General features: G+C 44.1%; 9 protein-coding genes. 7 read left to right on the top strand and 2 right to left on the bottom strand.

Annotation, left to right across the window (positions count from 1 at the left end; all coding sequences use genetic code 11):
* From BSCG_RS09980 to BSCG_RS10010, 7 genes are all read left to right on the top strand, one after another.
* Positions 1-333, top strand: a 333-nt coding sequence (locus BSCG_RS09980) for a RagB/SusD family nutrient uptake outer membrane protein (protein ID WP_139016501.1), incomplete at its 5' end; no start/stop codon positions are given.
* Positions 334-377: 44 nt separating this feature from the next.
* A complete protein-coding gene (locus BSCG_RS09985; RefSeq protein WP_234116451.1) occupies positions 378-1445 on the top strand; it encodes a DUF5627 domain-containing protein in 1068 nt (355 codons plus the stop codon).
* A gap of 30 nt (positions 1446-1475) precedes the next feature.
* On the top strand, positions 1476-3740 hold the full coding sequence (locus BSCG_RS09990; RefSeq protein ID WP_241762151.1) for an endo-1,4-beta-xylanase: 2265 nt from the start codon (positions 1476-1478) through the stop codon (positions 3738-3740).
* Between the two features lie 79 nt (positions 3741-3819).
* Entirely contained in the window at positions 3820-4557 is a 738-nt protein-coding gene (locus BSCG_RS09995; protein WP_008776484.1) for a hypothetical protein, read from the top strand.
* Between the two features lie 44 nt (positions 4558-4601).
* Complete coding sequence (locus BSCG_RS10000; protein ID WP_008776483.1) at positions 4602-6560, top strand: cellulase family glycosylhydrolase; 1959 nt, start codon at positions 4602-4604, stop codon at positions 6558-6560.
* Positions 6561-6582: 22 nt separating this feature from the next.
* Entirely contained in the window at positions 6583-8508 is a 1926-nt protein-coding gene (locus BSCG_RS10005; protein ID WP_008776482.1) for a sialate O-acetylesterase, read from the top strand.
* Between the two features lie 7 nt (positions 8509-8515).
* Positions 8516-9901 (top strand): glycoside hydrolase family 43 protein, encoded by a 1386-nt coding sequence (locus tag BSCG_RS10010; protein ID WP_015532251.1) that lies wholly within the window; start codon positions 8516-8518, stop codon positions 9899-9901.
* A 21-nt stretch (positions 9902-9922) separates the two neighbouring features.
* On the opposite strand, the gene BSCG_RS10015 is transcribed toward BSCG_RS10010, so the two are convergent.
* Positions 9923-13942 carry a two-component regulator propeller domain-containing protein gene (locus tag BSCG_RS10015; protein ID WP_032849594.1) on the bottom strand — a complete coding sequence of 1340 codons (4020 nt, stop codon included), beginning with the start codon at positions 13940-13942 and terminating at the stop codon, positions 9923-9925.
* 158 nt (positions 13943-14100) lie between these two features.
* Positions 14101-16536, bottom strand: coding sequence for a glycosyl hydrolase family 95 catalytic domain-containing protein (locus BSCG_RS10020; RefSeq protein WP_008776479.1), 2436 nt, complete (start codon positions 16534-16536; stop codon positions 14101-14103).
* Positions 16537-17190 lie beyond the last annotated feature (654 nt).

Raw genomic sequence — 17190 nt, 5'->3', positions numbered from 1 at the left:
GATGTGGTGAAAAAGTTGCGCCACCGTGCCGGCATCGGTCGCGACAATGGTGATGCTTACTTGGAATCCATCAAGAACGATCAGGCAAAGATGGCGGAACTCATCCGCAACGAACGTCGCATCGAACTTTGTTTCGAAGGTTTCCGTTTCTGGGATTTGCGCCGCTGGAAGAGCAATCTGACCGAAACCGCTAAAGGGATGAATATCAGTGGAACCCGTTATACTCCGATGGAGGTAGACAAACGCTCGTTCAGTGAGTATATGTATTACGGTCCTATTCCTTATTCGGAAGTTCTTAAGTATGACGAACTGAAACAGAATCAGGGTTGGTAAACCGATAGTGTAAATTTAATAAAATGCTAAAGCATACAATGATTATGAATAAGACAATAATGAAATGCATGGTCCTTGGCTTGTTGTTTGCCGGCTGTGAAAACGGAGACAAAGAATTCGACGATTACGAATATCAGACCATCAGTTTTGCTACTCAGACTCCTATACGCACCATCACATTGGGCGAAGATGTATATCCTACCGAACAAGACAATGAATATCGGATGCAGATCATCGCTACATTGGGCGGTGTGTGGTCAAACCGCAAAGAGCGCACAGCACAGATTGTTATCGATGAAAGTTTGTGTACCAATGCTTATTTCGACAATGGCAAGCCGATACTTCCTATGCCTAAGGAATATTATACTTATTCTTCGGAACAGGTGGTATTTCCCAAAGGAGACATTTATGGACGTATGGACATACAGTTGACCGATGCTTTCTTCAATGATCCTCTCACGCCCGAACTCACCTATGTCATTCCGGTACGGTTAGCACAGGCTGCAGACTCTATCTTGGCGGGCAAACCTAAAGTTGAGTCTCCCAATCGCTTGAATGTGGCAGACTGGGACGTGCTTCCCAAAGACTATGCGCTTTATGGGGTGACCTACAAAAACAAGTATGAGGGCGTTTGGTTGAGTCGTGGCACAGACCAGCTCGACATCAATGGCAACACTTCTACGCTCAACCGTAACCCGCAGAATATAGAGAAAGCAGACCAACGTACATTAGGAACTATTGCCCTCAACAAAGTGCGTTATCCTCTTTCGCTTTCGGTGGATGTGGTGAATGAGAAAGGCGAATCTTCCAAGCAAACGTTGACAATGGACTTGGTGATAACGGTTGACGACAACGGCAATTGCTCCATCACTACCGACACACCGGGGGCTCAGGCAAGCGGTTCGGGCAAGTGGACCTATCATGGTGCCAAGAAAGCGTGGGGCGACAAAGACCGCGACCTGTTCGAACTGACCTATGAAGTGACTTATGCGCCTTATGTGTTGAATGCTGTGACCGGTGAAACGGGCACTGCCAAATGTAGCAGCACGGACGCGCTGGTGTCACGCGACAGACAGAGCAAATTTGAAACTTTTAACGTGAAGTTGAAGTGAACCGCAATCTAAACAATTTAAGAAAACTACATGAAGATGAATAGAAAAAATAATATGGTATGGGGCACGCTGGTAGCAGCTTTGCTGGCTTCTTGCGTGGATACCGAGATTGCCGATGTCACGGTGACAAAACCGGAGTCGATAGCGCAATACGAGTATCTGAATGATTATGCCCCGCTGAAATCGTACATAGACCGTGCAGCTAATCCCGATTTTAAATTGGGATTAGCGTTGGCAGCTAACGAATTTATCGAAGGAGGATTGGTATTTCGTTTAGCGGAAGCCAACTTCGACGAAGTGACCGCAGGCAATGCGATGAAATATGCTTCGTGTGTGAACGATAAAGGGGAGATGAATTTCGAAACTGTGGATAAATTTGTCACTGCCGCCCAAGCTGCCGGAATTACTATATATGGACATACATTGGCTTGGCATGCACAGCAGAATAATAAGTATTTGAATTCTTTGATTAAAGACAAAGAATTGCCGCCCTCTGTAGGAGAAGGAAATTGTTTGCATATCAATACTTCTGAAGCGAAGGCGAATCCATGGGATTGGCAAAATTACTATGATTTGGAATCTCCTCTTTTACAAGGGAAATCTTATGTATTCTCTATGAGAACCAAGGCTTCATCAGCTGTGACATTTCCGCTTTGGATAGAAACACCGAATGCTGGTAATACACATTATGGCATACCACAGATTTCAGCAGGAACTACATGGAGCACAATAAGCATTGAATTTACACCTAATAGTGATTGTTCTCGTTTGTTATTCAATTTCGGACAGTTTGGAGGAGATCTTTGGTTTGATGACATGGTGCTGGTTGAAAAAGGTTCTGAGCAAAATATGATAAAGAACGGAACTTTTGAAGAAGGAAATCTGCCTTCTAATTGGTCTAAACCAAGTTGGCATGCGCATTCTTATTCAATTATACCTACACCGGGAGATGCGGCAGTAGAGATTTTAACTGACATCATTACTAATGGTGATGCGCAAGGCAGTGAAACTACCAATTTTGTTTCTACTCATGTGGGAGGAGCTAATGCTGCTTGCGATATTGTTGATGGAGTAGGTAAAGACGGTAGTCGTGCTTTCGTTGTTACTTCTGCTGGTGGAGGAACAAACAGTTGGGATACTCAATTCTTTTTGTATGCTGACCGTCCGTTGGTGGAAAATGATGTTGTACGTATCTCTTTCGATTATCGTGCAGATACACCCAATAATTCTGAGTCTCAGGCTCATGCTGCCCCTGGAGCTTATATTCATTATGATGGTGGGTGTGCTGTTAGTTTCACTATGGAATGGCAACACTTTGAAAAAACTATTACTATTAACACTACCCTTTCTCCTGAGGGAAACATGCAGACTTTTGCATGGAACTTGGATGTAGGCGCGCCCAATGCACCTGCTAATAAATATTATTTTGATAATATCAAATTGCAAATAGTTACTAAAGGTAACACTATTCCTCTTACTCCCGAAGAGAAAAAAGAAGCGCTTACTCGGGCAATGAACAATTGGATTGAAGGAATGATGAAAGCTACTGGTGGTTACGTGACTACTTGGGATGTAGTGAACGAAGCTATTTCAGGTGGTGGCAACGACGGTGAAGGTTTCTATGTCTTGCAATCTGCATCTAATGCCGGTGCTGACGCTGCCAATAATTTCTACTGGCAAGATTACTTGGGTAGTGAAGATTATGTTCGTATTGTTGTAGCTGCCGCCCGTAAATATTATGCGGAAAACGGTGGTGTTAAACCTCTCAAACTTTTCATCAACGATTACAATCTGGAATCCACTTGGGATAACAATCAGAAAGCCAAGAGCTTGGTACACTGGATAGAGAAGTGGGAATCTGACGGTGTGACAAAGATTGACGGTATCGGTACACAGATGCACGTGGCTTATCGCGCCAATGCTGCTGACCAGCAGAAGCAAGAAGAACATGTAGTGAAAATGTTTGAAATCTTAGCCAAGAGTGGCAAACTCGTGAAAGTATCTGAGCTGGATATGGGATATGTGGATGAAAGCGGCACTACGGTGTTGACAAAGGATATGACAGAAGAACAACATAAAGCGATGGCTGAATATTATAAGTTTATCGTGAAGAAATACTTCGAGATTATTCCTGTGGCACAGCAATACGGCATCACGCAGTGGTGTGCTACCGATGCTCCCGGTGCCCCCGGTGATTCTAACTGGCGTGGCGGTGAACCTGTAGGTTTATGGGATTCCAACTACAACCGTAAGCATACTTATGCCGGTTTTGCTGACGGATTGGCTGGTAAATAATAGAGATTGATAAGAAAAGGCAGCGGGGCATATAACATGAATCCGCTGCCTTTATTGTTTCAATAAAAGTCGGATAATAATGAAAAACATATTATTTATTTTAAGTTTGATTATTTGGTGTAGCTGTAGTAATGAAATTCTGTTTGATATAGATAAAGTAGGAGATATAGTTACAAGGGCTGCAAATTCGGATAGTACATATTGTTTTGGGGCTTCAGATTCGGATGTAGTGGAGGACTTTGTTATTAGTCCGAAGGATGACTCACAACCTCTTAGTAGAACTTTATGTTCCTATGTAGAGGTTAATGGAACAAAAACATTATTGCAACCTGAAATAGTGAGTGGTCCTTCATGGTTGGATTATCTTATATGTTTTCAGTATTATGATATATATGTTCTATCGGTAGTAGCCCAGGACAATACTTCCTCTCTCAGAAGTGGAAAAATTGTATTGAAACAGCCGGGATCTAATAAAACATTAACAGTTGGTATTACTCAAAATGGAATTGATAATCGCATAATGATTTCAATGAAAGAACTGTATTCCAATCATCCTATTTTTACTGCCACGACAACTTATCCCGTAAAAAAAGATATAAGTTGCAGAATCCCATACGAAGCATACAATGATGGTGGAAAGTATGAGAGTAGTGCATCAATCACTATTCCTAAAGGGGAAACGAAAGGAACTTACGAAATGGATTATAACGGCTCTCCGTTAGTTTTTTATCATGGTGATATAAAAGGCTATAAATTGTATGAAGGAACTATCAGTGGTGACGGTATTTACAACTATAGTTTTTATCGCTATTGGTAGTATTGTTATTTTTGCAACAACTATTATGTAACATCAACATCATTATGAAAAAGATAATTTATTTGCTGGTGTGGATAGGCATGACTTTGGCGTCTTGCTCAGACGAAAGCTCTCTTCCTATACAACCGGAGATTCCTGCCGAACCGGAAACACCTAAGGACGAACCGGCTCCGGAGAAAGACTATCATCAGTTGCCGGTGTTGCACGTAGAGGGGCGCTACCTTAAAAACGAAAAGGGCGAGACGGTCAATCTTCATGGATTTACACAGACCTACAGCCCCTTTTTTAACGATAACGCATGGACTAACTATGACGTGCAGTCGTGTCTCAGCTATAACAAACGTATGGTAGACGGAATTGTGGCTGCCGGATGGAAGTTCAACTTCGTGCGGATGCATCTCGACCCTTATTGGAGCGATGATACTTCAAAGCCGTTTGTACGATACGAAGGGCACGAACGCTTTTCCGAGACCCGTTTCCGCAAGTATCTCGACGAACTGTTTGTGCCGATGGCGGAGTATTTTGTATCTAAGGGAATGTATGTGGTGATGCGCCCGCCCGGGGTATGCCCCAACGAAGCTCCTTATCAGGGAATAGAGGTGGGCGATAGCTATCAGCAGTTCCTGCTTAACGTGTGGGACATCGTTTCGCAACATCCTAAAGTGAAGAACAATACGGACATCATGTTCGAACTTGCCAATGAACCGGTCAACATCAAAGGGACCGACGGCGCCTATGGTAGCACCTCCGATGCCTGCTTTGCCAATGCAAAGATTTACTTCCAGTCCATTGTAGACAAGATAAGGAGCCATTGCCGTAATATCATTTGGGTGCCAGGCTTGGCCTACCAGTCGCAGTATGCCGGGTATGCCACCCACCGCATCGAGGGCGATAACATCGGCTTTGCCGTGCACTGCTATCCCGGATGGTATGGCAGCGATGCCGAAAAAGACAGTGGCGAGGGAATCGGCTCTTCCACCGGTGGCGGCTACGAGCCCTTCCAGCGCGGATGGGATACGCAAGTAGGTCCGGTGGCGGCGATTGCCCCCATCATGGTGACGGAAATAGACTGGGCACCTTTGAAATACGATGCCACTTGGGGAAAAAGCATCACAGGCGAAGCCGGTGGCAAGGGCTTCGGCGCCAACTTCAAATATATAGCCGACAATGCGGGAAATGTGTCGTGGCTCTTTTTCACTACAAGAAGCCACGAGCTGGCAGCGTTTAAGGACGTGCCGGGTACAGAGGGCAACTATACGTTCCTCAACGATCCCGAAGCCTGTCCGTGGGCAATGTATCATTGGTTCAAGGAGTATGCCGAGGGAGTGACCGTCAATGGCGAGCCCGAGAGACTGGAACTGATGGGCGAGCAGGCGACACGCTCGTTGCAGATGGGAGGAGTGCACTACCTGAAAGTGAAGGCGGTGTATAAAGATGGCACCTCGCGAATGGTGACTGCCGAGGCGACTATCAATAGCTCGGACGAACAAGTGCTGAAGGTGGAGCCGACTGGCAAACTGGTGGCAGTGGCACCAGGCAATGCTACGGTAACGGTGACTTACCGCACAGCAGCGGGAAACAGCATGCAACAGACATTGCAGGTGACGGTGGTTTCGCCTTTTGTGCTGACGGAAGACGTGTTTGACCCTTCGATATGGGAAGAAGGCACCTTTGACGAAACGACCCGCATCTTGGTGACAGGCAAATATGGCTTTGGCGGATGGAAATACCCCGGCGGACTTGACTTGTCGGGCTACCGGAGGCTGACCGTGGAATTGGGCAACGACAACGAGTGCGGTGTCTCTTTCCGCCTTTTTGACAAGAACGACTACTGGACGAAGCCCGCCACCTACGATTTCGGACAGACACGCAGAGTGGTGGTAGATTTGCAGCAGATGAAAGATACTGACGGCAATAGGGTAGACCCGTCGCACCTCTACATTGTCGGGTTCTGGTCGACTGGTGGCAAGCCGATTGTGATAAGCAGCATGAAGTTGGAATAAATATAATATAGAAAGATAGTAAATGAAGAAGTTATTATTGTTGAGTTGTTTGTTGTGTGCAAGCCTTTGCGCGGTTGCACAGGATGCAAACTTTTACATTTATCTGTGCCTAGGGCAGTCTAACATGGAAGGCAATGCCCGCTATGAAGCACAAGATACGCTGGTGGATGCACGCTTCCAAGTGTTGGCGGCGGTAGACAATAAAGAGTTGGGACGCGTGAAAGGCGAATGGTATCCCGCCCGCGCTCCGCTGTGCCGTCCGAACACCGGGCTGACACCGGCTGATTATTTCGGACGGACCTTGGTAGAAAACTTGCCCCCGCATGTGCGCATCGGAGTGGTGCACGTGGCGATAGGCGGGTGCCGGATCGAGCTTTTCCAGAAAGACAAATGCGAGGAGTATATCAAAACAGCTCCCGACTGGATGGTGAATACGCTGAAAGAGTATGACAACGACCCGTATACCCGTTTGGTGAAGATGGCACGCATTGCACAGAAAAGCGGTGTGATAAAAGGGATACTTCTACATCAGGGCGAGTCGAACACCGGTGACAAGGAGTGGCCCCAAAAGGTGAAGAGCGTATACGACAACCTGCTTGCTGACCTTCATCTGCAGGCTGACGAGGTGCCCCTGATTGCCGGTGAAGTGGTGAATGCCGACCACGGTGGTGTTTGTGCAGGCATGAACGAGGTAATTGCTATGTTGCCGCAGGTGATAAAGAACTGCGCTATTGTCTCCTCCAAGGGGTTGAGCTGCGCTCCCGACCATCTTCACTTCGATGCTGCCGGTTACCGGGTGCTGGGACGCCGCTATGCGGCACAGGCACTCCACCTGATGGGCATTGAACTTCCTTCGCCCGATGATGTGTGGAAGCACACAGTGGCAGCCCCCACCAATATGCACGGCAGCGACTTCCCTCGTATCGACAAGGACAACCGTGCTTATTTCCGTTGCTACGCTCCCGATGTGAAACGCTTGCAGGCAGACGTCTGCGGCAAGAAGTATGAGATGGCCATGGACGAGCACGGCTGGTGGAGCGTGAAGACCGACCCGCTGCCGGTGGGATTCCACTATTATTTCCTGTTGGTAGACGGATTCAGGGTGGTAGATCCCTCTTCGTGCACCTTCTTCGGTTGTTGCCGCATGGCGAGCGGCATCGAGATACCCGAAGGGGCAGAGGGCGATTACTATCGCCCGCAGCAAGTGTCGCATGGGCAAGTGCGCTCCTGCACCTATTATTCGGAAGCGAAGAAAGAGTTTCGTCGTTGCATGGTGTACACACCGGCAGAGTATGAGTCTCACCCCAAAAAACGCTATCCGGTGCTCTACTTGCAGCACGGCATGGGAGAAGATGAAACCGGCTGGAGCACCCAGGGATATATGCACTACATCATGGACAACCTGATAGCCACCGGCAAGTGCGTGCCCATGCTCGTGGTGATGGATAGCGGAGATGTGGAGACTCCCTTCGTGCCGCGTCCGGGGAAAGATGTGAACGAAGAGCGTGCGCTTTACGGCGCTTCTTTCTATGATGTCATTTTGAAAGACCTCATTCCGATGATAGACCGTACATTCCGCACCAAGACCGACCGCGAACACCGTGCAATGGCAGGCTTGTCGTGGGGAGGACACCAGACGTTCCAAACAGCGTTGCCGCGTCTCGACATGTTCTCCTACATTGGCGGGTTCAGCGGGGCGATTTTCGGGCTGGACGTGAAAACGTGCTTCGACGGTGTGTTTGCCGATGCAGGTAAGTTCAACAAGAAAGTGCATTATCTCTTCCTCGGCTGCGGCACGGACGAACAGATGGGCACGAAGCAGTTGGTGGAGTCTCTCCGCAAACTGGGCATCAACGTGGCTTATTATGAATCGCAAGGCACCGGCCACGAATGGCTCACATGGAGACGCTGTCTGAAAGAGTTTGTTCCACACTTGTTTAAACATTGAAAATGATATGAATCTGAAAGCAAAACTTGTGGCGGCATTATTGCTGCTTGGAGGTGCTCTACCCCATGAGGCAGGAGCGCAAAATCCGTTTGTGCAAACCTGTTATACGTCAGACCCTGCTCCTATGGTGCATGATGGCACATTGTATGTCTATACGGGACATGATGAAGATAAGGCTGATTTTTTCTGGATGCAGGAATGGCGCGTGTATTCTACCAAAGATATGGTGAACTGGACCGATCACGGCTCTCCTCTTGCCATCGAATCATTCGACTGGGCGGACGACCGTGCCTGGGCAGCACAGTGCATCGAACGTAATGGTAAGTTTTATTGGTATGTCTGCCTGCATTCCAAACTTTCCAATACGATGGCAATCGGTGTTGCGGTAGGCGATTCGCCTGTCGGTCCTTTTAAAGATGCCATCGGCAAACCGCTTCATGACGGGAGCTGGGATTATATAGATCCTACCGTATATATAGATGATGACGGTCGTGCTTATCTGTATTGGGGAAATCCGAATATCTATTATGCAGAATTGAATGAAGATATGATTTCTTTGAAAGGTGGAGTGGGCAAACTGGAACAGACTGTTGAGAGCTTTGGTGCACCTAATCCGGAAAAGCGTGTCAAAGGTGTTAAGTATAAAGATACTTATACAGAAGGTCCATGGCTTCATAAACGGGAAGGAAAATACTATTTTCTTTATGCTGCCGGAGGTGTACCCGAACATATTGCCTATTCCATGAGTGACGGACCTCTTGGTCCGTGGAAGTATATGGGAGAAATCATGCCTTTACAAGATACGGGTTCGTTTACTAACCATTGTGGAGTGATAGACTATAAAGGCAATTCTTATTTCTTCTATCATACGGGTAAGTTGCCGGGTGGTGGAGGCTTCGGGCGAAGTACGGCGGTGGAGCAATTTAAGTATAACGCTGACGGCACTTTCCCGATTATTAATGCTACCCGGGAAGGGGTGTCACCGGTAGGTACGCTCAATCCTTACGAAAGGGTGGAAGCTGAAACAATCGCTTTTTCTGAAGGTGTGAAGTCCGAACCAAATGTGAAAACCGGTATATATATATCTGAAATTCATAATGGAGATTATATAAAGGTACGTGAAGTGGATTTCGGCAATAAATCCCCCAAACGGTTCACTGCTACCGTTGCCAGTGCCCTTCGTGGCGGAACACTTGAAGTACGTACAGACAGTATAAGCGGACCATTAATTGCGGAACTGACTATTCCTTCAACGGGAGGTTGGGAATGCTGGAAAACATTGCAGACTGATATTGTAAAACCGGTCACAGGAATACAAGATATTTATTTTGTATTCAAAGGACGTAAAGGCTGCAAACTGTTTAACTTTGATTGGTACAAGTTTAACAGATAAACATGCTAGAGAGCAGTTGGGTTACTCTTCCTTTTTACTCAACTGCTCTTTCATATACATTGAAGGCGGCATTCCATACAATTCTTTGAATGTTGTCGAGAAATTATTAGGATCAGTGAATCCTGTTAACATGGCTATCTCGGATATGGTATGCTGTTTTTCGGACAATAAACGAGCGGCTTCTTTTAAACGTATATTACGTATAAAGTCACGGGTTGTCTGGTTGGTGAGCTCTTTGAGTTTCCTGTGAAGATGTACGCGGCTGATACCTACCTCGGTGGTGATTGTCTCTATTGTCAAGTTAGGGTTACTGATGTTTTCATTGATCACTTTCATAATACGTTCCATCAATTTCTCATCGGGTGATTTCACTTCCAGTTTCTGAACCTTGTTCTCCAGATTTTGCTGGCCTGTAAATACTTTGCGTAACTGCTGCCGTGTATTAATCAGATTTTCTACCGTCTTTTGCAGAATTTCGATATTGAATGGCTTCATGATATAGGCGTCGGCTCCTGTATTCAGACCTTCAAGGTTGTCTTCTTCCCTCGTTTTCGCGGTAAGCAAAATGACTGGGATATGGTTGAGGTTTACATTCTGCTTGATCTTCCGGCATAAGGTGAGTCCGTCCATTTCGGGCATCATGATGTCACTAATGACTAAATCCGGAGTCTTCTTAAATATTTGCTCTAATGCTTCTTTACCATTACGGCTTTCCATGATATGAAATTTGTCCCCAAACTCCTTCGCTATATAATTTCGGATTTCTTCATCGTCTTCTACAATTAATACGCGATATTTAGTTTTTACCCTGACTTTCTTTTCTTCCTCATTTTCTATAATGGGAGAGATGACAGGAACAGTTGGTACGGCTACTGTTACCTTTTGCTCATTGTTGTCAACTTCTTCAGGTCGTAGATGCTTGTTACCCAACGGTAATCGGATAATAAAACGGCAACCCGGTTGTTCTTTATTATTTTCTACATAGATAATTCCATGATGTAATTCCACTAATGAACGAGTCAGATGTAAGCCTATTCCTGTTCCGCCTTTCGGATTCTGTTGGCTGTTACGGATCTGATAGAAACGTTCGAAGATATGTTCTTTTTCCTGTTCATCGATGCCTGTTCCGGTATCCGCGATAATTATTTCGGCATATTGTTTCAAGGGATCGGGCAGTGTATTGTCTTCTCCCGTACGGATGGTAATATCTATGTTTCCTTTTTCAGGAGTAAACTTGAAGGCATTAGACAGAATATTCAGGATAATCTTATCAAAATTGCCTGTGTCTACCCATACATTCAGTTCCCGGAGTGTACTGTGAAGTTGTAGTTGGATATTTTTTGTATTTGCCTGTTGACCGAAAGTTGTACATAAATCCTCTATAAAAGGAATAATGTTGGTCTCCCGGAACATCAGGAACATTTGTCCTTTATCAATTTTCCGAATATCCATTAGTTGATTGACAAGATTCAGAATACGTTCCGCATTTCTGTAGATAATATGATATATTTTCAGGCGTTCATTGTCCTCCTCATTCTTAATCAGTTTCTGTAGAGGGCTGATGATTAGAGACATCGGAGTGCGTATCTCATGAGAGATGTTGATAAAGAACTGCAATTTTGCTTCATTGATTTGTTCGGCATGGATATGTTGCAGCATTTCCTGATGCATTCTGTACCGATGTCTGATCTGAAGAATAATGATAAATATAATGGTCAGTAATAATAAGGAGTAGATAACTTTGGCCCACCATGAAGCATACCATGCAGGAGATATAAAGATGGTAATTTCTTTTATATTTGAATACACAGTGTTGTCTTTTGCTCTGATTTTAAAGTTATAGGTACCGGGTTTCAGATTGCTGAATGAGATACGGTTTACACCTTTGGGCAAACTAATCCATTTTTCATCGTTGATAGAATAAAGGTAGTTGATATGTTCGGGGGCATTTAATTCCAGAGTGGCAAACTCGATACTGAACACATTGTCTTTATGGGATAGATAAAACTCTTTAGCGTTGAATACAGGGCAGTTGATAATATTGTGAATACCGGATTTCATTCCTTTTCTAACCGGATTGTTATGCAGGAAAAAGTCGGTAATCCGGATATTCCATGTTTTTGCCGGATTGATAATGTCTTGCGGATTGAAATAGGTGATACCATTCATTCCGCCAAACCAGATAATACCTTGTTTATCTTTGAAGGAGGCATTCTTGTAGAACTCATTTCCCTGTAATCCGTCGCTGACATAATAATTGATAAATTTGTCGTTTTTCTTTTGGAATTGGGAAATTCCGGCATTGGTGCTTATCCAAAGAAAATCTTTTCCATCTCCTTGTATGGCATATATTGTATTACTGGGCAATCCGTCTGCAGTAGTATAAGTGGTTAGTTCTTTCGTATTTTTATTCCAACCGGATAATCCTTCGGAACTGCCCAACCAGACAACTCCTTCGTCATCTTCAAAGATTGAATAAATAACATTTTGTGAGAGTATCTTATGACTTTGAAAATCAGGACTGTCAAGGTCTATACAGTTGACGCCGTCATAAGTTCCGACATACAGTTTATTATCATCGGAATAGTGCAGACAACCTATCCATTCGTTGATTAGAGATGTCCGAGATTGTATGGATGTAAATTCTTTCGTTTTCAGGTCATAGTAGAACAAACCGAATCCCATTGTCGCAATCCAAAGACGCTTGTTTTTATCTTCTGCGAAATCATATACACGTTGTATATAGTTGTTGTTCTTATCTACCAGTTTGTACTGGTAATCGCATAATCCTGTCTGTTTATTCAGCTTTCCCATACCGTTGATAAAGGAGCCAATCCACATATTGTGTTCGGAGTCTTCATACAATTTAATAACAGTTGAGGGTACTGAATGAGGATGGGTGGTGTGTGAGAAATGTTTTGCCGGCTCTAATTTTTCTGTAAGGGCATAGATACCGTCGTTATCCGTTCCTATCCATAAAGTTCCGTTATTATCTTTGCAGAACGAAGTAATACAACAGGAGCCTATGCAATTTTTATCTGTTGATTTATGTCCGATATACTTAAAGCTGTTGGTGCGGGCCGGAATTAATATAACTCCTTTCTGATAAACAGCTAGCCATAAGTTACCCGAATTGTCCTTTAGAATGGAGTGTATTTTTGAGTTTCCCGAATCGAAATAATTATTGTCAAACTTGTATTCGGAGATTTCGTGTGTTCGGATATTATAAATGGCTACTCCCTTGCCGTCAGTGCCGATATACAATTCATTGGGTATACCGGAATAAAGGAAGCAAACAGGAAGTTCTCCTTTCTCTTTCAAATCGACCGGAACAAAGGTTTTACGTTCTTTTTCGTAAATGAATAGTCCTTTTCGTATACTTCCTACATAAATGTTGCCTCGTTGATCCTCACATATACTTTTGACGTATCCGTTGTCTTTAGACAAGTGTAACGTAAGCTGATTGTCGGGAGTGAGTTGATATACTCCTTCTTCCCCTTTTGCCATCCATACATTTTGTTTTTTATCTTCAAACAGGCTTCCGGGTGAAGTGACTGCAATATCGACTTTCCGGACAGTCAACAGATGGTCTTTGATGTCCAGCTTGCACAACACATTTCCGGATACCCATATCTCTCCGTTTTTTCGCTCGATGAAAGAATTAATGTTGCTTTCAAGCGTTTCCCCGGTATCTTCCAATTTGGCAAGTGGAGTAAAATTGTCCGTGGCCGGATCATACATTTGAATTCCTATATATGTGCCGATAAGCAAATGACCTTTGCTGTCTTCAAAAACAGTACGAACAAAATTGTGGGCTAACGAATGTTCGTTATTGGGCTCATGTTTGTATATGGTAAATTTAGCACCGTCATAACGGTTCAGACCATCTTCTGTTGCAATCCAAATGAAACCGTTCCGGTCTTGATATATTTGATTAATCAGACTACTGGAGAGTTCTTTGTCAGTAGTGAATAACTTAGGAGATTGCCCGTTGCATAACAAAGAAAACAATAATAATAGAAAAGTGAATACATTTTTCATAGTTATAGATCGTTGTTTGTTGTACAAAGAAAACTAAAAACCTAAATATAACCTAATAAAAAATGAATATTTTCATTAGGCTTCGGGGGTACAATCGGATGTTGTAACATCGTTTGTAAATAATGTAACATGAGAAAAGATTTATCCCTTCTTCTGTATTATTGTTTTCCTTCGATTGTATTTACAATATAGGTTTTACCCGCCTTTGTTTCGATGTCATATTCATAAACCTTCTGCAGTTTGGGAGATTGCGCACTTACCCCTTTGGCTACAAGAGGTCGTTTGATAGGAGTGGTGGCGAATAATCTATTTGAGCACTCTTTCCCGTTTACTTGTTTTAAGCCTTTCCCTTTCAGTGGGACATAAGACCGGATGCGGAGCGTACCGCCTATATTCGATCGGATGATCGCTTTATTTAACACATTGTTTTTCCAGTCCATATCGACAGTAAAGTTTCCACGTGCCACCAGCCCCTTCACACTTCCTTCTTCCCATGCATCAGGTAATGCTGGCAATAAATGTACGGCACCGTCATGACTTTGGAGCAACATTTCCGCTACTCCGGCTGTATAACCGAAATTACCGTCAATCTGGAAAGGCGGATGGGCATCCAGCATATTGGGATAGGTACGCCCGTTCGGATATTCTTTAGCCAAGTGATCGCTGGGCAATAGTTGAATCATATTTTTGATGATCTGGAAGGCATGGTTTCCATCCAGCATGCGTGCCCAGAAATTGACTTTCCAGCCGATACTCCAACCGGTAGCCTTATCACCGCGTTGCAGCAATGTGTTTCTTGCTGCCTGGAATAACTCGGGATTCGAGTATGGAGAAATTTGATTACTCGGATATAGCCCGTACAAATGTGAAATATGACGGTGCTCGTCCTTGGGATTGTCAACATCTTCCAGCCATTCTTGTAGTTGGTTATGTTTTCCTATTTGCATAGGTGGCAACTTCTCTAGTGTTTGTTTGAGGGAGTCTTGGAAAGAGGGGGCTTCACCTGCGATGTATGAAGCCAATAAGGTATTATGCAGTGCATCAAAGGCAATCTGGTTATCCATGGTGCAACCGGCCGTGATGGGACCGTGTTCCGGTGATACAGAAGGCGACACTACCAACCATTTATACACTGGATGTTCTACCAAGAAATCCATGTAGAACTGCGCTGTTCCTTTCAGGATGGGATAGTACTCTTTCAGGAATTCTTTATTTCCTGTAAAGAGGTAATGTTGCCAGATATGTTGAGCTAACCAGGCACCGCCGCTAGGCCACATGCCGGCTGCAGCAAAGTCTACAACTCCGCAAATTCGCCATAAATCAGTATTATGATGCGCCATCCATCCCCTACAATCATACATAGTTCGGGCTGTTTCTGCTCCTGTGACAGATAAATCTTTCAACATAGAGAATAGCGGACTATGTGTTTCACTTAAATTAGTGACTTCTGCCGGCCAATAGTTCATTTCTGTATTAATGTTGATGGTGTATTTACTATCCCAAGGTGCATGAGTACTGTTGTTCCATATACCTTGCAGATTAGCCGGTTGTCCACCCGGTTGCGAAGAAGAAATCAGTAAATAACGTCCATAATGGAAAAGTAGAGCTGCCATTGCCATGTCTTCTCCATATCCGAAGTTTTCAATTCGTTTGGGAGTCTCCAGTTGGGAAGCTTTGCCTGTCGGTAATGTAAGGCGTACACGGTCAAATTGTTTTTTATAATAAGCGATATGGCTTTTGAGAGCTTTTTCGTAAGGTATTTGCATTGCTCTTTTCAGATATTCGCTGGTCCGGTGGGATTCATTGGCGCTGACATCCTGGTAGTTTACGTAGTTGGTTGCTGCCGATATATAAAGGGTTGCTTCTGTTCCTTCATTTATTTGGAGCGTATTTCCTGCCGGGCGGAGAGTGCCATTTGTTTTTACCTGGATTTGACATTCTGCCCGTAGTGCGGCTTTCAAACCTTCCTGCTCTTTCCCTTGACAGGTGACGGTCAGCTGATCATTCTGAACATTCACCTTATGTACTAGAGGGCAATTATATGCAATAGTAAAGTTCAGTGCGTTTGCTTTACTTGCTTTGATATGCATAATAATGACATTATCAGTAAATGAAGCAAAAGTGGTGCGGGTATAAGTGACGTCATCCATTTGATAACGGGTAGTTGTCGTTGCATTCTCCAGATTCAGATCGCGGTAAAAGCCGGATGCGTTTTGGTGTTCCGGAAATTCCAGATAAAGGCTACCTAATGTCAGATAGCTCATTCCGTGTTGCTGGGTTAAGAAGTTGGCGTCAATGAGTCTTTGCGCTTCTTTGTTTCTCCCTTCAAAAATCAGTTTGCGTACAGCCGGCAGAACATGTATGGCATTCGGGTTATTATTATTGTATGGAGAACCTGCCCAAAATGTTTCTTCGTTGAGTTGTAATTCTTCGCGTTCGATTCCGCCATATATCATGGCTCCAAGACGGGAGTTGCCAATAGGGAGAGCTTCCGACCAATTTTGTGCAGGTTGACTATACCACAGTTTCAGGTCCTGTCCTGAAACAAGGTTGCTTATTAATAGGAATAATACAAAAAAAGTGTTTCTGTTCATATTGTATGGATTTGTAGCAAAGGTAGCTCATTTCCCAATACAAAAGGCAAAAAACTGTTTCTGAAATCTACCTTGGAAGTAACTTCTTTCCATATTTGTGTTACTAATATATATGGTGTATGTTCCACAGGATAAAATAATAACTGCTGGTTTCTTTTTGATTTATTATCAGCCTTGCCCTCTTGTCATATAGCTTATTTGCAGGCTGATTAAGTAGGGAGGTATAAGAAGGGAAGCTGGTATAGTTGCGTTGGGATACCGGTATTGTTCTATGAAAGTACCGGTATCATTAATTCCCCACGGCCGTGACAAGATCTTCCCACGGCCGTGGTAGGAACTCGTCACGGCTGTGGGAAGAAGCTACCACGGCCGTGAAGAATTAAGTATACCGGTATCCTGATCGAACAATAGTTATTGAATGATAGAAGTATACCGGTTGTATGACGGATGTTTAATGGAGGCTTTTCTTGAAAAGTAAGTAAAGCTGGATAGGAGATATGGGAGAGCAAAATCATAAAATAATAGGCTGACAATAAAACTTATAAAATGTTATTGTCAGCCTATTGTCAGGGCTTATTGTCAGCGTCTAATGTGCTGGAAATCATTCGTCTAATGAATAGGAATGACGGCTGACAATAAGAACTGCAAAATTTA

It is taken from the genome of Bacteroides sp. 2_2_4 (assembly GCF_000157055.1).
GTDB lineage: Bacteria > Bacteroidota > Bacteroidia > Bacteroidales > Bacteroidaceae > Bacteroides > Bacteroides ovatus.
Note: the sequence above shows the minus strand (reverse complement) of the source record. Positions and strands in the feature narration are given on the sequence as shown.